Annotated in this window: 12 protein-coding genes and 1 pseudogene; 5 read left to right on the forward strand and 8 right to left on the reverse strand. The window is 46.1% G+C overall.

What is annotated here, in order from left to right; translation table 11 throughout:
• Window positions 1-9: 9 nt before the first annotated feature.
• From MsAg5_RS08025 to MsAg5_RS08040, 4 genes are all read right to left on the reverse strand, one after another.
• Window positions 10-1,353, reverse strand: coding sequence for an RNase J family beta-CASP ribonuclease (locus MsAg5_RS08025; RefSeq protein ID WP_338100106.1), 1,344 nt, complete (start codon window positions 1,351-1,353; stop codon window positions 10-12).
• Between the two features lie 303 nt (window positions 1,354-1,656).
• The gene (gene fni, locus MsAg5_RS08030; RefSeq protein ID WP_338100107.1) at window positions 1,657-2,751 is read right to left on the reverse strand and encodes a type 2 isopentenyl-diphosphate Delta-isomerase; all 1,095 of its coding nucleotides are present in this window, start codon (window positions 2,749-2,751) and stop codon (window positions 1,657-1,659) included.
• A gap of 372 nt (window positions 2,752-3,123) precedes the next feature.
• Window positions 3,124-3,915 carry an isopentenyl phosphate kinase gene (locus MsAg5_RS08035; protein ID WP_338100108.1) on the reverse strand — a complete coding sequence of 264 codons (792 nt, stop codon included), beginning with the start codon at window positions 3,913-3,915 and terminating at the stop codon, window positions 3,124-3,126.
• Between the two features lie 109 nt (window positions 3,916-4,024).
• Complete coding sequence (locus MsAg5_RS08040; protein ID WP_338100109.1) at window positions 4,025-4,975, reverse strand: mevalonate kinase; 951 nt, start codon at window positions 4,973-4,975, stop codon at window positions 4,025-4,027.
• A gap of 469 nt (window positions 4,976-5,444) precedes the next feature.
• Between MsAg5_RS08040 and MsAg5_RS08045 the strand changes: the two genes are divergently transcribed.
• Window positions 5,445-5,741, forward strand: a complete 297-nt coding sequence (locus tag MsAg5_RS08045; RefSeq protein WP_338100110.1) for a hypothetical protein — start codon at window positions 5,445-5,447, stop codon at window positions 5,739-5,741.
• Window positions 5,742-5,856: 115 nt separating this feature from the next.
• Here MsAg5_RS08045 and amrB read toward each other — a convergent pair.
• A pseudogene (amrB, locus tag MsAg5_RS08050) lies at window positions 5,857-6,828 on the reverse strand (AmmeMemoRadiSam system protein B).
• 238 nt (window positions 6,829-7,066) lie between these two features.
• Window positions 7,067-8,095 (reverse strand): D-aminoacyl-tRNA deacylase, encoded by a 1,029-nt coding sequence (locus tag MsAg5_RS08055; protein ID WP_338100111.1) that lies wholly within the window; start codon window positions 8,093-8,095, stop codon window positions 7,067-7,069.
• 144 nt (window positions 8,096-8,239) lie between these two features.
• On the opposite strand from MsAg5_RS08055, the gene MsAg5_RS08060 reads away from it, so the two are divergent.
• The 3 genes from MsAg5_RS08060 to MsAg5_RS08070 all read left to right on the forward strand — a co-directional run bounded on the left by MsAg5_RS08060 (window position 8,240) and on the right by MsAg5_RS08070 (window position 12,698).
• Window positions 8,240-10,570 carry a heavy metal translocating P-type ATPase gene (locus MsAg5_RS08060; protein ID WP_338100112.1) on the forward strand — a complete coding sequence of 777 codons (2,331 nt, stop codon included), beginning with the start codon at window positions 8,240-8,242 and terminating at the stop codon, window positions 10,568-10,570.
• A gap of 296 nt (window positions 10,571-10,866) precedes the next feature.
• Window positions 10,867-12,120, forward strand: a complete 1,254-nt coding sequence (locus MsAg5_RS08065) for a chymotrypsin family serine protease (RefSeq protein ID WP_338100113.1) — start codon at window positions 10,867-10,869, stop codon at window positions 12,118-12,120.
• Window positions 12,121-12,122: 2 nt separating this feature from the next.
• Window positions 12,123-12,698 (forward strand): hypothetical protein, encoded by a 576-nt coding sequence (locus tag MsAg5_RS08070; RefSeq protein ID WP_338100114.1) that lies wholly within the window; start codon window positions 12,123-12,125, stop codon window positions 12,696-12,698.
• A gap of 57 nt (window positions 12,699-12,755) precedes the next feature.
• Here the strand turns inward: MsAg5_RS08070 and MsAg5_RS08075 are convergent, their stop codons facing one another.
• Both MsAg5_RS08075 and MsAg5_RS08080 read right to left on the reverse strand, forming a co-directional pair.
• Window positions 12,756-12,989: a hypothetical protein gene (locus MsAg5_RS08075; RefSeq protein ID WP_338100115.1), complete on the reverse strand. Its 234-nt coding sequence runs from the start codon at window positions 12,987-12,989 to the stop codon at window positions 12,756-12,758.
• Window positions 12,990-13,253: 264 nt separating this feature from the next.
• Window positions 13,254-16,853, reverse strand: a complete 3,600-nt coding sequence (locus tag MsAg5_RS08080; RefSeq protein WP_338100116.1) for a beta strand repeat-containing protein — start codon at window positions 16,851-16,853, stop codon at window positions 13,254-13,256.
• Window positions 16,854-17,104: 251 nt separating this feature from the next.
• On the opposite strand from MsAg5_RS08080, the gene MsAg5_RS08085 reads away from it, so the two are divergent.
• Window positions 17,105-17,653, forward strand: a complete 549-nt coding sequence (locus tag MsAg5_RS08085; protein WP_338100117.1) for a helix-turn-helix domain-containing protein — start codon at window positions 17,105-17,107, stop codon at window positions 17,651-17,653.
• Window positions 17,654-17,659: the final 6 nt, after the last annotated feature.

A 17,659-nucleotide genomic window follows, 5' to 3' on the forward strand; every position in this document is an offset into this window, starting at 1 on the left:
CATTGAGCGTTAAGGCTCAATGTACAAAATTTCACCGTTTCTGAGCAGGTGAACCGTTTCACCGAGAACGTATCCGGCGTCTTCCGCCATTTCAATGTAGGCGCTGTGCATGGCTAAATCGCCGTGTGCCGGAATAACGTGTGTGGGCTGAACCATGCGGAGCAATTCCCAGTGATCTTCCCGGTAAGCGTGTCCCGACACGTGAACATCGTCATAGATTCTGGCGCCGCGCATCTTGAGTTTGGTTTCAAGCGCATAGCGGTTGGCGCGGGTCATGGGACTCGGAATAATGTTGGCTGAGAAAATAACGCGGTCGCCGGATTCCACTTGGAATGGCGTTTCCCCGTTAGCGATTCTGACCAAAATAGAACCGGGTTCGCCCTGGTGTCCGGTGACGACCGGCAAATATTTTTCCTTGCCTTCCGTCATGATCTTTTTCAAGGCTTTGTCAACGTCTTTGCGCTGACCGTAAATTTCCACATTTTTCGGGAGATTGACAAATCCCAAATTATGAGCCGCCAGCAAATATTTTTCCATGGAACGGCCCATGAAAACCGGAATCCGGCCCATTTCTTCCGCGATTTCGATAATCGCGTTGAGACGGGCGATGTGCGACGCGAAAGTGGACACAATCATGCCGACGTGGGATTCTTCCGTTCCCAAAAGGACGTCGCGAAGCATTTCTTTCGCAATGGTTTCGGACGGCGTTTTTCCGGAACGGGCACTGTTTGTGGTTTCCGTAATCATCGCCAAAACGCCTTTGCGGCCGAGTTTCTTTAAAGCGCCGAAGTCCGGCGAGTCGCCGATGGTGGGCGCGCGGTCCAATTTAAAGTCGCAGGCGTACATAACGGAGCCGTACGGCGTGTGGATGACCGCAATCACGCTGTCAATAATGCTGTGCGGAATCGGGATAAATTCAACAGAGATGGTGTCGGTGATTTCGTAGGAATCGCCGGCTTTCAAAGCGACCAACGGGTTGTTGACTTTGAATTTTTTCTCTTCTTCGATCTGTTCGCGAATGAGCGCCGTCGTATACGGCGTCGAGATGATCGGGGCGTTGTAGCGGTGCGCCAATTTCGGGATGGCGCCGATGTGGTCCAAGTGTCCGTGCGTACAAACGATCGCCTTGACGGTTCCGTTGATGTCGCGCATGATGGTGTCGTCCGGAATCGCGCCCATATCAATCAATTCGAGAGAGTGCATGCGGTCAATTTCCGCATCTTCGTGAATCTGAACGCGGTCAAGACGAATGCCCATATCTAAAATAACAATTTCGTCGCCGACGACAACAGCCGTCATATTACGGCCCATTTCATTATAGCCGCCCACGGCGACAATACCTATTTCTTCCATTTTTATGTTCCTCTAAAGACACAGTTTCTGTGTTTAATTTTTGTAGATTATGGTTTTATACTAATATTTATTTGATTTTTTTATTTGATTTTATTTTGATTTGAATGCATTTTTAATGTTTTTCAAATTTTTATTTTATATTTTTCTAATTTTTTTCTGTTTTTGAATAAATGATGTGATGAATATGATAACGAATGAAGGATTTTCAACCGGTTTATTTTCCGGAATAATGATGACCATCCAATGATCGTTCAATATGTTCAATAATCCGTTTATTTTGCTCGTAAAATATCTTTTTAGGATTTAAAGCATCTCTTTGTTCGCGTAATCTTTCACATTAAATCCGCGCTGGCTCAAATATTCATAAGTGCGTCCCGTAATCGCGATGTTCGTCCGGGACAAGTCCGAAACCGTGTCGCAGCCGGTCAAAAACATGGCCGCTTTCAGTTCCTGGCGCATGAGTTCCAGTTTTTCCAACACAGCGTTGGGTCCTTCGAGGGCCGCGCCCACAAACGGCAGCGCAGCACTTGCGGCCGTTGCGCCGAGCGCAATCGACTTGGCCACATCAATACCTGTTCGGACGCCGCCGGTCGCAATCACCGGCACCGACACTTTGCATTCCACGATGCTGGAAACGGTCGGAATGCCGAAATCCCAAAAGAGTTCGCCCAAATATTCGCCCAGCGTATCCGCCGTCTGCCGGGCCCGGTATACTTCAACGCCCGCCCAGCTGGTTCCGCCGACACCGCCGACGTCAATCGCACTGACGCCTGCTTTTTTAAGCATCAGGGCGTCTTCCCGGGAAATGCCGGCGCCGGTTTCTTTAGCGAAAACCGGAACGGATGAAACAGAACAGAGTTCTTCGATTTTTTCCAGGCAGCCTTTTGCGTTTCGGTCGCCTTCGGGCTGAATCGCTTCCTGCAAAAAGTTGAGGTGGACCGCAATCGCGTCCGCGTCAATCATTTCTACAGCACTTTCGATTTGAGAAAGGCTGTATTCTAAAAGCTGCGCCGCGCCGATGTTGGAATAAACAAAGGCCGTTGGCGCTTTTTCGCGGACAATTTTAAAAGAAGACACTTGAGATTTATCGTCAATGGCCGCCCGTTGGCTGCCGACGCCGATACCGACGCCGATTTTTTCAGCCGCTTCAGCCATCGCCGCGTTGACGGCGGTGGTTTCAGGATGTCCCCCGGTGATGGAGGCGATCAAAAAGGGAAAGGACAACGTTTTATCGAAAAAGTCAATCGACATATCAATGTCGTCCATGGAGATTTCCGGAAGCGCCCGGTGAATCAACATAACATCTTCAAAACCGGCGCTGACTTTTCGAGACTCGACGTGGCTGTGCGCGCAAAGCTCAAGGTGCTCCATTTTCCGTCTTGATGTTTCATACTCCATTTCTGATTGCCCGCTTGTATTGGATAAATGATAAAATAACGATGTTCATACAAAAAAAGAACCGGAAAAACCCGGATCAATGATGCCGGCCGATACGGCCCAACCCGAAAGATAAAATTCAGATTCAATTCTGATTCGCAGCGAATTTTTATTTAACCTACTCGGTAATAGTATATAAATAATTCATTTTGAGCGGCGTGAAACCGCTTGAAAACCACTGAAACTACGCTGAAATCAAATATTTTTGTTAAATATTTGACAGACATTTGATAGATATTTGACAGACGCTTGATAGATATTTGGCAGACGTTAGATAGATATTTGATAAATATTCATCAAATGTTTTTACGAAAAACGTTGTCAAAAAGAAAATCAGTCCCGGGAAATCCGGGTTCCGATTGTTTTTCCGTTCAAGTAATCCGCCACGTTTCCGGGCGTGTTCGCGTTAAAAATACAGGATTCAATGCCTGTTTTTTCAGCCAGTTCCAAAATTTCGGACACTTTGCCGAGCATGCCACCCGTCACGTCCGTTCCGGCCGAGCCGCCGATATGTTTTTTGACGGAATCAAATGTTTTGGGTGTAATAGTCGAGATGACTTTCCCGTCCGAATCCAAAACGCCGTCCGCTGCCGAGCCAAGTCCGACCCGTTTTGCGGAAAGCGCCGCCGCCACATACGGCAAAGACTGGTCGCCGGAAAGAATACAAGATCCGCGAACGGTGTCCATGCAAACGTCGCCGTGCAGCACCGGCACCAGTCCGTGGTCCAGCATGAGCGCGATTTGGTCGACGAACATGGACTTTATACGCCCGTCTTCGCAAACGGAAAAGGCGAGCGGCTGAAGCGGAACGGCGGGAATGTTTTCATTCCGGAGTCCTTTGACAATCATCTCGTTGAGCAGGCGGACGGAGTCGTGCGTGATCAAAAATCCTTCTTTGTGAAAGCCTTTGTCCAGCCCGTACTCTTTTGCGTGCGTGTGACCGTACGACCCTGCGCCGTGAACGATCACGAGCGGTCCCGAAAATGAAGCGATTTCCTTAAAAATACGGCGCATTTCGTCTTCTTTGGCCAAACCCGCTGTCGCATTTTTGTCCGTGACGGCGCTGCCACCGATTTTTAAAACCGTAATTCCGTCGACGGTTGATTTTTTTGAAGTTTGCGTCATAAAAACAAATCCTAATAAATCGATAATAATCAAACCGATAATAATCAAAATCAATGAAATGATATCAATAAAAGTATTGGTGATCCGGTTTTATCCGGCTTGATCCAAATTATTTTTCCTTATCCACGCGGACGCCCGAATTGGATGTTCGGCAAATGAACGAATCGCCGCCGGCGCGTTTGATGGAATGCGCGACGCGGGAGAGATTTTTGTGTTCGCACAAAGCGATCATACAGCCGCCGCCGCCAGCGCCTGTGATTTTTGATCCGAGCGCCCCGGCTTTTCGGGAAGCATAAACCAGTTCTGACAATTCAAACGAGCCGACGCCGATGGAATCCAAAAGACCCTGGTTGATGTTCATGAGTTCACCCACGGTTGTAAAATCGTTCGTGGTGACGTATTTGACGCCGGTTTCGGCAATCGTGCCGATCGTATCCATAATTTGATTGATCACTTGCGGATGGCGTTCTTTTAAGGAAGCGACGTTGGAAACAAGTTTTCGAGTGGACGAGAACTTGCGCGTATTTCCGATGACGATCGGCGCGTCAAAGAAATCCAATTTGACCCGGTCCGGAATCCGGACAAGACCGCCGAATGTGGACACAAACGTGTCCGTGGGGCTTGCGCGTCCCTGAACGTCCTCTTCTACTTGATGGCCCATGCGTGCGATTTCATCCAGCTTTAAGTTGGTGCCGTAAAAAACGTCCAGGGATTTCAGCGTCGCAATCGTGACGGCGGACGACGATCCGAGACCGGAGCCGACCGGAATTTCGGAATGAATGTCGATGCAGATGCCGGAGCCGGACGCTGTTGTTGCGTCTTCCGGCGGCAGATCCGCCAGGTGCCGGAACTTTTCGACAGCGGCATAAATGTAGGGGTGCTTGCGCTGGTTGAGGTCGACGTTACCGCCCGGACCCTTCATTTGGACCGCCGGACTGTTGATTTCTTCAATCGTCACATGCGCCCGAATATCAATCGCGCAGGCGATTGCCGTTTTTCCGTACACAACCGCATGCTCCCCAAACAAAAAGATTTTCCCGGGCGCCGAACACGTAATCATTTGAACACCATGAATGATAAGACCATTTGAATAAAATTGTAAAATTTAAATGAGATATAGAATAGAAATTGCAAACTTAATTTATAAATCCATTCCCATGATTCAAAAAATTCGAATCCGTTTTGGGACGTTTTGAAAGAGATTTTTGTGTTTTTTGCGGCGGGCAGCGGGCGCGCGCGTTATGGCAACACATTTTCCTTTTGCGTTTTTGAAAAACGGCAGGCAATTTTTGAAATATAATCATGCAAACCGCCCCGTAAAATCAAACGCGACAGCGTTTGTATTTTACGGATACCGCGAACAGATACAATATCATTGCGAACAGATGGTGCAAATCAGATCAGGAAACATCTGTATTGTTGGAAACAGTAGGTGAAAATCGGATTAGGAAACATCTGTATTTTTGGAGACGGATGATGCAAACGGCAATCTAAAAATAGTTAACTGTAGGTGCAAATTGAAACTAAAAATGGGAACAGCAGGTGCAATCTATACTGTAAATTGCGCAGTGTATCTTACTGACGGGATTCCGCAAAATACAGACGCAAAGCGTCTGATTTTGCGGGATGGTTTGCACGGGAAGTTGGAACAAGCAAAACCAAGATTTATGCGACCGAAGGGAGCCGTTCGCGAAGCGAATTTATGGAAACTGGGTTACACCGTCCCTGAAAAATGCCTAGCGAAGCGACGGAATTTTTACGCAAAGCGTCTGATTTTGCGGGATGGTTTGCTTGACTCAAAATCAAAAATGACGGATAATTTTTAAAAACTCGAAAAGAAAAAGTGTCGCCTTAACGCGCGCGGCGCCGGCGCTATAAAATGCAAAAAACAAAAAACAAAAAGAAAAGAGAAGCAAACAGAGTCTGCTTCAATCAGAATTTTTACTCGCAGCTGCAATTGCAGTTGTTTTTGTCTTCCAGGATAAAACTGAACGCGGCATAACCGACGACGTTGGTCCTGGATTCGGTTTCATCGTTGCTGGTCATGTATTTCAAAAACACCGGCTTTGCCAACACGGTTTTGGAAACTTCCATCAGCACGGCGATGGGGCCGTAACCGCAAAGGGATGCGTCTTCGTTTTGAATCGTTTCGTAGAAGCCGGCAACATCCATGTCTTTGATGCGTTCGATGACTTTGAGATCGGCTGCTTTGGCTTTTTCCGGAGAGACGTAGTGCGAAAAGTCGCTGGAAGCGATCACGGCAATTCTTAATTTCTCGGAATAGCCGCCTTTCTTTTGAACGGTCACGTCTTTGATGAGAATGTTGGAAATGATGGAAGCGACAAGAGAAACCGCTTCTTTGCTTTGGTCGCCCATACAAATCGGCAGGATTTTAAATTTGCGGCCCTTCATTTTGCGCTGCAGGAACGGCAAGATGACTTCAATGGAGTGCTCGTGCGTGTGAGCGGATTCGTCTTTGACAATTTCCGTTCCTTCAAAGTAGGACGCTAAGAACTCGTCGCCTTCGACGGTACCCAACGGCGTTTGCCAAGTGGCGGTGGACAGCGAAAGCGCGTGGCCGAGTCCCGTGTGGTTGGGTCCGAGAATGATGTACGTGTCGGCCTCCTACAAGGATTCGATTGCGAGCGCGGATACTTTTCCGGAGAAGATGTAGCCGGCGTGCGGGCTGATGGCGCCGAACGTTTTGTCGGACGAGGTCACTTCTTTTTTGGCGGCGGCAAGCGCGGCGTCGACTTCTTTGGCGAGTCCGTCGGGATTCGCGTCATAAAAAAGACCGGAAACGGTCGGTTTTCTGAGTGTCAAATCAATTCCTCCGATGGGGTTTAATGAGAATAATGATGGTTTGTAATGATGGTTTGATAAGTTTACGGAATGGGAAAGCCGGCAGATCACGCCGGCCTGAGCCGTTTTTGGAGGTTCGTTTTTGAAAGGTTTGGGTTGACTTAGTGGATGTTGATTTTGTTGATGGTTTGTCAAATTTTTTGACGTTTTGTATTATTTATTGATAAATATTCAAATTATTTTTTAAATATACATAAATAATACAATATATATAAAATTGCAAGAGTCTTATAAATAGTTTTTTCTCAGCAAAAAATCTATTTAAATGCCCGCCTTCAAAACGGCCCGATCAGTCGCCCGCTTCATCAAACCGACACAAACCAAACTCTGCTGCCGCTTCTTTGTCCGACAAGACCCGATACCCCATCGCGGAAATCATCTCAAAAAGACGCCGCCGGTCGTCGCCTTTCATGGATTTTTTGTCAAAAAAAGCGATGTTTGCACCGGTTTTCAAAAAGGCGTCCGAAACAACCGTTTCCGTTAAAACGTCCAGCTGGTGCTTCGGAAAAATGTGTCCGAACGCCAGTTTTGTCCGGAACAAGTCTTTGGTTTGACGCTCCGCATAATGTCCGCCGCCGAATCCGACCGCCAAAACCGGATCGGAAACGAGTTCCAAATATGTATCCGAACGCGTCAAATCAAAACCGAAATCGGAAGAGAGCGACAGGATTGATTGGGCGATAATTTCGCCGGCCAGCGGGATTCCCCATTCGTTTTCCGTGCTGCCGATTTCGGCAAACATGGACGGAACGGACAAAGCCGTCGGACCGTGATGGGTGACTTCCATCGTGACGTCAAACGCAAGCCCGAGCCGCTCGTTCAAATCGGCCATCGCCAAAATCATTTTTTTCATTTCAAGCGGCATCGGAACGGACAAACTCTGAGGGAATCCGCCGAGCGCCGACTCGCCCGCGTTTCCGGTCGGATGAACGGTAAGCGCTTTGGTTTCGCTTTTGCTGCGGTGCTTGGACGCAAAAATAATTTGATCGGCCGGCATATTCAGATGTTTCAGCCGCAGGTCCAACCGGTCTTGGAAAATGTGTTTGCCATCCAAGAGAATCAGCCGGAAAAGCACATCAGAGGCTTGCAGCTCAAAAATGCCGGTGAACAGATTGGTTCCTAAAAATTCATGAGCCGAAGGCATGGTTTCTTCGGACGGTTCGGTCGGCGGAAAAAGAGAAAGCGCTTCTTTCATTGCGTCTTCGGACGGCAATTCTTTGACCGTCCATGTTGCGGCTTTGAGGAGATTGTCTTTGATATTGACGCTGGCCACGTCTGAAAGCGAACAGATAATCGCGATTGTTTTTTGATTTGTCATAAAATTCACCTTTTTGATAAAAAAGGAGACGGCGAATGAAATATAAAAAGAATTGCGCCAGATTTTTTTCAAAACTGAATATTTATATATTGCAGAATACAAAATATAATTTAAATTTTATAAATATTTCTGACAGGTGATTCAATGGCGGAAGAAAATCATAAACAACACCATGGGCATGGGAATTCGGAAAATAATATGCCGGAACACATGGAACACGAAACAGCTGAACACATGGAACACGAAACAGCTGAACACATGGAACACAACACAGCTGAACACATGGAACACAACACAGCTGAACACATGGAACACGAAACAGCTGAACACATGGAACACAACACAGCTGAACACATGGAACACGAAACAGCTGAACACATGGAACACAACACAGCTGAACACATGGAACACAACACAGCTGAACACATGGAACACGATGCAGCCGGACATTCGGAACACATGCACAGCGGCGGCGCCCACGATAAACATACCGGGCATTCGCCGAAAATGTTTTGGACCCGGTTTTGGGTTTGTTTAATTCTGACGATCCCAGCGCTTGTTTTTTCGCATCAAATTCAAGAAATATTCGGGTACAGTTTTTCGTTTTCGGGCAGCGAATACATTTCGGCGTTTTTCGGAACGATTATTTTCATATACGGCGGACTTGTCTTTATCAAAGGCGCGAAAAATGAATTGATGAACAAAACGCCCGGTATGATGACGCTGATTACGCTCGCCATCACCGTTGCTTTTCTGTACAGTCTCGCCGTCACGTTCGGAATCGTTGACGGCATGGATTTGTGGTGGGAACTCGCCACATTGATTACGATTATGCTGTTTGGGCACTGGCTGGAAATGGTGTCGGTCGTCCGAGCAAAGGGATCTCTGGACGATTTGGCCAAACTGCTGCCGGACACCGCCGAAGTAACGGACGGATCCGGCACGCAAACCCAAACCCGAACGGTTCCGTTATCACAGCTGAAACCCGGCGATTTTATTTTGGTTCGTCCGGGCGCTAAAATTCCGGCAGACGGCATTGTCGTTTCCGGAAAATCCGACGTCAACGAATCCATGCTGACCGGCGAATCCCGGCCGGTCCAAAAGCAAAAGGATTCAAAAGTGATTGCCGGAACGCAAAACGGCAGCGGAACGCTGACGTTTTCGGTCACGGATACCGGCGACGGCACCGTCCTCTTCGGCATGATGAAACTGGTTAAAGAGGCGTCCGAATCGAAATCCAAGTCGCAGGTTTTGGCCGACAAAGCCGCCTTCGGACTGACAATTTTAGCAGTGGCCGCTGCTGTGGTCACATTCATTTATTGGACATTTTTCACAAACCAGCCCATTGATTTCGTTCTGGAACGGGTTGTCACTGTCCTTGTCATCGCTTGTCCGCACGCGCTGGGTCTTGCGATTCCGCTCGTGGTCGCCATTTCAACAACGATGGCCGCCAAAAACGGATTTTTGATTCGCGATCAAACGGCGCTGGAAAATGTTCACAAAACCAACGTATTTTTGTTTGACAAAACCGGGACACTCACCATCGGAAAACAAGGCGTTTCCGACATTATTACGGCAGACGGATTCGATAAAGAACAAGTCCTTTCATGGGCGTCAGCCGTTGAAGCCGGATCGGAACACCCGATTGCTGCGGCAATTATGGATGCCGCCAAGGAGAAAAATATCACACCGGCTAAAGCGGAAAACTTCTCAGCGCTTGCCGGACGCGGCGCCGTTGCGGACGTGGACGGAAAAACAATTTACGTCGGCGGTCCGGCTTTGGCGGCGGAATTGAACGCCGAACTGCCGGAAAGCATTCGGGCGGCTGAAGAAAAAGCGGCGGCCGAAAGCAAAACCATCGTTTTCGTGATGGAAAAGGAGAACGGCAAAACAAAAATCACCGGCACCATTTTGTTGTCCGACACCGTTCGTCCGGAATCGGCGGAAGCAGTCAAAAAGCTTCAAGAGATGGACAAAGAAGTCATGGTGCTGTCGGGCGACTCAAAGAGCGTGGTGAAAAGCGTGTCTGATGAACTCGGCATTTCAAAATATTATGCTGAGGTCTTACCGGAGAAAAAGACGGACGTCGTTCGGGAACTTCAAAACGAACACAAAAAGGTGACAATGGTCGGCGACGGCGTGAACGATGCGCCCGCGCTGATGTCAGTCGACGTCGGAATTGCGATCGGCGCCGGAACGGACATTGCGATTGATTCCGCCGGCATCATTCTCATCAACAACGATCCGCGCGGCGTTCCCAAAGTCGTCAAGCTGTCTAAAGCGACGTACCGGAAAATGCTTGAAAACCTCTTTTGGGCGAGCGCTTACAACGTTGTGATGATTCCGCTTGCCGCCGGCCTGTCCGTTTATTTCGGATTCGTGATTTCACCGGCATGGGGCGCGGTTTTGATGACGGCATCAACGGTTATTGTGGCCATCAACGCTCAGTTTTTGAGGCGGAAAAAACTGGATTGAAATAAAAGAGAAAATGGAAAATAAAACAATTATTAGAGGCTACATAATATGAAAAATTTAATTTCGCTTTTAGAAGAAATTTATTTTTTTTAATAAATAATTTTTGACAGACAGAGATTATTTATACATAAAAATATAAAATGCTTTTGTGAAATTTCTGTGAGAAGTAGGCAGGAGCTCACCACCGAATGTTGGCACTGATACTGCCAAAATTCGGTGCTTTGATGTGAGCGAATTCAAAAGTCGTTGACAATTAGAATTCGCTCCTATCCTTGATTTTTAAAGTATTTAAACAAATGCAAGCAAATTTAGGAGAAAGCATAATGAAATTGAAAATATTAAAATTTTTGATAATATTCATAATATTAACTAGCCTTATTATGCCTGTTTTTGGCGAAGAAGACATGAGAAAAGATCCCACTTGTCCCCTCACAAAAGAAGAAATACAAAAAAGAATTGATTTAACACCGCCAACAAACCCCGAAGTACTTAACCAATTGAAAAAAGATGAAAGTATCTTAGCAATATATGGTGAAATTCCTGAAAGAAAAGGAGAAGATGCATATGATTGGTGGATTTCAATTGACAATATTGCATATTCAATAGCCGTGGATGGAGCTTTTGAGAAATATCATTATGACAATGGGGGTACAGTTATAGGATTTGGTCCAAGCTGCGACGGATACATCCAAATTACAATATATGACGAATTGCAAAATGAAGTATCATCTCAAGATATAACTGAAATGAAAGAAATTGTCGAAAAATACGCTGCAAAAAAAGAAATTAAAAATATACCGGTTGTATTTAGAAGTTCAGAAATGGGTCAAACTTCCAGTTCAATTGAAAATGAGCATGAAAATGCAGAAAAAAATATTCTTGCAGCAGCTCCAAATTATTACTCTGATAAAATAAGGCCGATCATAGGTGGAATTTCTGTTTATAGCAGTTATACAGGACCTGGAACAATTGGATATGTTGTAAAACAAACTAACAATTCCAGTAAAAGAGGATTTGTGACTTCTGCACATTTAGTTGATTTTCAAAATATTTCAGTTTACCAGCCAACTGTAGGCATACTAAATGGTGTTGGAACTTCATCTGTAAATGCAACAAATAAAAAAGTTGATGCGATTTATATTTCACCATCGACACTACATCCATTTTCCGTTAGTGCAAAAATACACACAGGAAATAATCAATTAGTGGATGTAAGAGGACAATTAAACCCGATTTCCGGAGACTTTTTAAAAAGGTCTGGTTTAAACACTACCAGTACATCCGGATATTTCATAGAATACAATTATAATTATTCTCTTAGAGATGAACAGTCGGGAGCTGTAACGTTTACATTAGATAAAGTAGGAGTAATGAATGGAACCACTTCACAAAAAAAGGATAGTGGAGGACCAATATACATAGAGGGCGAGGGGAAAGTATACATAATTGGAATAACACAAGGACACTATGGTAATCTAACAATTTTCGTTCCATGCTCTGAAATTACAAGCAAATTGGGCGTAGAAGCATTGAAAATGGAAGATAATTAAATATGGATGATAATATGATGTGCCAAAAAATGAAATATCTTATTATCATCAGTTTTATTTTTTTTATGACAATCGGATTACCTTTTTCAAATGGCACGTCTTCGGAATATATTCGGAGCCCGGAGGACATAGCGAAGGTTTCTACAAAACCGGAAGCTCTTGAAATCGAAAGACAAAATGGAGCTATTGTTTCCGGAACAATTCCAAAAAAGCAAGGAATGGAAGCAATTGAATGGTTTAACCAATTGGATGTTGTCAGCGAAAAAATAGCTGTTGATGGTTTGCTTAAAAAATATGAATTCATTGATGGGTTTGGACCTCATGTTGATGGTTATATTCAGGTTTCAATCTGCATGAACTGTACAACTCCTGAAGAAAACATTTCTGAAATTATTGAAATTTTCCAAGAGGAAGGGAAAAAACAAGGCATTGAGAATATTCCGATCGTTGCCAAATTTGTCGAACAGGCTACAAACGCAACAACTCCTTCTGAGCCTAAAGACATGAGTGGGTTTTCAATTTGGCAACCAGTCTTTGCTTTAATTTTGATCATGGTTGTTGTCAAATTTAAAAATTAATTATGAGAAGATTCAACCTGAATCTTTATTCAATATTTTTTAGTATGACTTCTTTTTTCATATATTTATCAACTCAAGCCAACTGACATTAAAATTGATCGGAATGCCGGTTTCCTTAAAATTGACAAAACTCATGGTGCTTGTGTTTCCGGCGCTTGCGGGGACCACACATGTTGAACCGGCCTGTTCATCGACAAAATAGCCGTAAATGGCGTCTGCCGCTAACAATGCAAACAGAATGATCAGAACAAGAACAACGATTTGCCCCATGGTTTTAGGTGTGATTTCCAAATGAATTCCTCCGATGATTGATAACACATATATTTCGAAATATATAAAAATGTTACCAATATTTTTGAAGCCGGCGGGCGGCGGCGCTCACGCGCCTGCCGCCGCCTTTCGGATGAAAATGAAATAAAACAACGCCCGATTTTATATTTACAAAAATCCGATGAAATTCCGGAAAACCCCAAACCACCTTTTAAAATTCGATAAAAAAAAGCCGGTGAAAATTTCTTTCACCGGCAAACCTTACTTTTATTTTAATTTAATTCGTCATTTCTGCCGCAATGCAAAATACCAATAGGCAGCCCCGCCGACAACCAAAACCGCCAAAACGCCGGCAACAATCCAAATCCAAGTTGAACCGGACTTTTGGCTTTCAATACCGTTGCCTGTCGAAGATGGTGTTTGCGTCGAGCCGTTTGAATTTGAACCATTTGTTCCGTTCGCCGCATTTGTTCCGTTTGTTCCGGTGCCGTTCGCTGCGTCGGTTCCGTTCACCGCATTCGGCTGTTGTTGTCCGGACTGATTTCCATCCAGGATTTTCACGCCGTCGGCCCCATAACCACCGCTTGACGGTGTTTTCGTCACCGTTAATGTGACGGGGTCGGATTCAATGGTGTCCGTCGTGCCGTCTCCAATGCCGCTTCCGGAAACTTGGACTTTGTATTGCCAACCGGCCATGTTGAGACGTGCGTCGATGTTTAAAATTGCATTGGTTTCGCCCGTTAATTCGACAAATCCAATCGTGTCGTTTTTGTCGACAAACCATTGATAAGAAAGTCCGGCAACGTCTGTTGTTTCCAATGTTGCGGCATGGAATTCCTGAATGGTTTGGCCGACGGGCTGCGCCAAAACAATCAATTCGGCTTCTTCGGACAAATCCGTGACGCCATCAATTTCCGCCTGATAGGAACCAGCGTCCGTCAATGCAATTCCAAACAATTCCAATTCATTCGCTGCTGAGCCGAGCGGCGTTGCGGTGTCCGGAGATTTGTACCAAATGTAAGTCAGCGTTACGCCGGAATCTGCTTCTTCAGGCGTTTGCGTGACGGAAAACGTCACATCCCGTCCTTCAAATTCCGTGATGTTGACCGGATCGCTGACGGCCGTCAGCCAAACAGAATCGGATGTTGAAACAGTTACACCTGCGGAATCATTGATCAACAACTGATAGTTGCCGGCATGTGTATCGGCAACAGTGAGGATTGAAAGAGTCGCGTCGTCTTCGCCGGAAACATCGTTAAACATTCCGGAATCGTCCTTTTGCCATTGGAATTCAAAGTCTGTCGGAAGCGTCCCCGTTACAGAGAAAGAAGCCGGGTTGCCGATAAAGGCGACCGTATCCGTCGGCTGTGATAAAACAGCCAACATAACTTCATTTGACGTTGCCTCATTGTCTGCTCCCAACCCTGTCACCACAACTCTGTAATAACCGGCATCTGAACTTGCCGCAGAATTAATGGTATAAGTTGCAGATGTTCCATCTGTTGATATATCGTCCCAATCGGCGACACCGTCATATTTTTGCCATTGGTAAGAATCAGCTCCGTCTGCCGCAACAGTAAACGTCACTAAATTTTCGATAAAAGCCGCCGTGCTGACCGGCTGCGTTGTAATTGACACGATCGGATGAACTGTCAACGTTACTTCGTTTGAATTAAATGTGTTTGAACCGCTTGTCACAACAACCCTGTAAGAACCGGCATCTGTACTTGCCGCAGAAGCGATGTTATATGTTGCAGATGTTCCGCCGGTCACATTTGTCCAAGTTTCGGAAATAATCTTTTGCCACTGACATGTTCCCGTCGCCATTACCGTAAAGCTTGCCGACTGTCCGGCAACAACTTCGACACTCACCGGCTGTGTTGTGATCGGGTTTTCCAGAATCGGTGAACCAAATTCGGTTTTATACAAATACAATTTCCCGGACTCGTCCGCATAGGAACCAAATTCACAATTCGGAGTGACTTCCGTATTTGTCAGGTTGAATAATTTTTCAGCATTTCCGATTCCCAAATCAACCGTATATCCGGAAACATCTACAAGCTCGCGGTTTTTCGGAGTTGCTCCCAAAAGCGTTCCCGTCGTCGCATAAATGCTTCCGCCGTCAATGGTAATCGCCGAAACGCCGTTTCCTTGTCCACCGTTTCCGCCTCCGATTGCATGATTTTCGGAAGTCGGCGTTACAAAGACGGTACCGCCTTTAATTGTAACAGTGCCGTCGCCGCCGGAGCCATGACCACTTCCGCCACCGATTACCGCAGGAGTATTGAATAAAGAAGAATCGGAAGAAGACGAAATCAAAACTGTATCTGAAATTGTAACGTTTCCAATTCCTCCACGGCCACTGTTAGGACCGGGGTCAGGACCGGAGTCGTTATAATCACTGCCACCGCCCCCACCGATTGCAGCTCCCGAGCCAAAATAACCCGGGCCGCCAATAACCTCGTCAATATGTACAGAACCTGATAAATTGACATTACCAGCCCCTCCTGCACCTTGTATTGATCTACCGCTACCACCGCCGCCGCCGATTGCAGCGCCGCCGGAATCTCCACCTTTGCCGCCTGTCGCAGTTTTAATTAGTACCGAGTCAGATATTGTAACATTGCCGGTCCCGCCGTTACCGGCGGAAGCCCCGTCTGAAATTTGAACTACAGCGCCGGCTCCGCCGCCGCCAATTGCAGCACCACCGCTTCCGGCACCGTCCCCATGACCTCCTTCAACCATATAAATAATTACAGAATCTGACAATATGATATTACCTGAACCGCCGTCGGTGCTATAAGAGCCGGCTATGTAGTGACTGCCACCACCACCGCTACCGCCACCGCCACCGCCGATTGCCGCACCTGCGCCGCCATTTCTATCAAGACGTGGGGTTTGACTAGGAGCACAACTAAAACCACCAACAGCCGATTGAATGACGACAGAATTTGAGATCGTAACGTTGCCGATGCCGCCACCGCCGGAATAACCAACATTGTCGCCACTGCCACCGCCACCGCCACCGATTGCAGCGCCACCGCCACCCGTAATATAATCTCCGGAGTAACTGTTGACATCTCCGCCACCTTTGCCACCGGTAACCGATTGAATCTCAACAGATTCAGATATGCTGACGTCGCCGTTGCCTCCAAAATTATAATTAACCGGAGAATCAAAGTTATCACGGCTGCCGCCACCACCGCCAATTCCGGCACCGCCGCCCCAACTTTTAGAGGCAACTTTACCGGCGCCGCCGTGACTTGAAATAACTGCATTGCCGTTAATGACAATATTTCCGCTGGATTCGCCGGGTTCACCGCCGATTCCGGCACTGCTCGGCCCACCGTAAGTTGTTAATGAACCGCCCGACGTGGAAGTAATTGTCAGATAAGTAGATTCAGGAATGTGAACGCCTGTCAAAAATGTTGCCGGAGAATCAGATGTCCACTCCTTGTTGATCACATTTGTGCCTTCCAAAAAGAGAGTTGTGCCGGCATTCAAATTGGCAATATCAATTCCGCTTTTATCGGCTCCTGGCACCAACGAAAGATTGACGATTGTCAAGTTTAAAGCAGTTGTTCTGGATGGTGTGGCTTCAATGTTCGTATCTGTGAAGACAAAATTTGAATTGTCGCTTTGGATTGTCAAATCTGTTATTCCATCCGGAATCGTAATCGTTCCGCCGACCCAAACAGAACTTGTCAATGTTAAAGTGTGCGGACCGGAACCGGATGACGCAAATGCTGTCAAATTAAATGTTGCGTCTGCAGCACTGCTAACGGTCGCATCGTTTGCCATTACCGGCGTTGCAGCCAAAACGATAAGAAGCGTCATGGCGATTAAAATCATCATAAGTTTTCGAGCAATTGTTGTTTGACTCATTTATATCTACCCAAACTTTATTAAAATCGAATTATATATTTATCACGATTAATAATGATTGAATTGATATAAGTGGCGTTTCTATAAATTTGTTTGTCTGTTTTTTTGACAAATGCCATCAGATTTTTAAAAACAGAAAAATTCAATGAAATTGAAACGCTGCCGAATCGAAAGGCAAATATTTATATGAATCCAAAGGTATCTGCAAACTTCATATTTTGTATTTTATAATTTATCAAAGGTGTTTAAAGATGCAGGAAAAAATTATTGAAATCGCCAACAGAATCCGCGAACTGCGCGAACTCTCCGACGTGTCGCCGGAAGAATTGGCAACGGCGCTGGGCGTGTCCGTTGAAACTTATTTGAAATACGAAACCGCGAAAGCCGATATTCCGGCCAGCGAACTCTTGGAAATCGCCAACTACTACAAAGTCGACATGTCTCTTCTTTTGACGGGCGAAGAACCCCGGATGAATGTGTTTACCGTGACCCGGTCCGGCAAAGGCGTCAACGTCGAACGCCGCAGCCAATACAAATATCAAAATCTGGCGGAAAAATTTATTCACAAAAAAATCGAGCCGTTTGTCGTCACGGCCGAACCCAAAGAAACCGACCCGTCGCTGCACTCCCACCCGGGACAAGAATTTAACTATATTTTGGAAGGCAGCCTGAAAATTTATATTCACAACAACGAAATCGTTCTGGAAGAAGGCGATTCTATTTTCTTCGATTCCAATTATCCGCACGCTATGAAGGCTTTAAACGGCAAGCCGGCCAAATTCTTAGCCATTATTGCCTGAAAAGGC

Origin of the sequence: Methanolapillus africanus (assembly GCF_032714475.1) — an archaeon.
Classification (GTDB): domain Archaea; phylum Halobacteriota; class Methanosarcinia; order Methanosarcinales; family Methanosarcinaceae; genus Methanolapillus; species Methanolapillus africanus.

Coding starts and splice junctions, on each gene's coding strand:
- MsAg5_RS08025 (WP_338100106.1), bottom strand. CDS start 1,353: ATGGAAGAAATAGGTATTGTCGCCGTGGGCGGCTATAATGAAATGGGC.
- fni (WP_338100107.1), bottom strand. CDS start 2,751: ATGGAGTATGAAACATCAAGACGGAAAATGGAGCACCTTGAGCTTTGC.
- MsAg5_RS08035 (WP_338100108.1), bottom strand. CDS start 3,915: ATGACGCAAACTTCAAAAAAATCAACCGTCGACGGAATTACGGTTTTA.
- MsAg5_RS08040 (WP_338100109.1), bottom strand. CDS start 4,975: ATGATTACGTGTTCGGCGCCCGGGAAAATCTTTTTGTTTGGGGAGCAT.
- MsAg5_RS08045 (WP_338100110.1), top strand. CDS start 5,445: ATGGGAACAGCAGGTGCAATCTATACTGTAAATTGCGCAGTGTATCTT.
- MsAg5_RS08055 (WP_338100111.1), bottom strand. CDS start 8,095: ATGACAAATCAAAAAACAATCGCGATTATCTGTTCGCTTTCAGACGTG.
- MsAg5_RS08060 (WP_338100112.1), top strand. CDS start 8,240: ATGGCGGAAGAAAATCATAAACAACACCATGGGCATGGGAATTCGGAA.
- MsAg5_RS08065 (WP_338100113.1), top strand. CDS start 10,867: ATGCAAGCAAATTTAGGAGAAAGCATAATGAAATTGAAAATATTAAAA.
- MsAg5_RS08070 (WP_338100114.1), top strand. CDS start 12,123: ATGGATGATAATATGATGTGCCAAAAAATGAAATATCTTATTATCATC.
- MsAg5_RS08080 (WP_338100116.1), bottom strand. CDS start 16,853: ATGAGTCAAACAACAATTGCTCGAAAACTTATGATGATTTTAATCGCC.
- MsAg5_RS08085 (WP_338100117.1), top strand. CDS start 17,105: ATGCAGGAAAAAATTATTGAAATCGCCAACAGAATCCGCGAACTGCGC.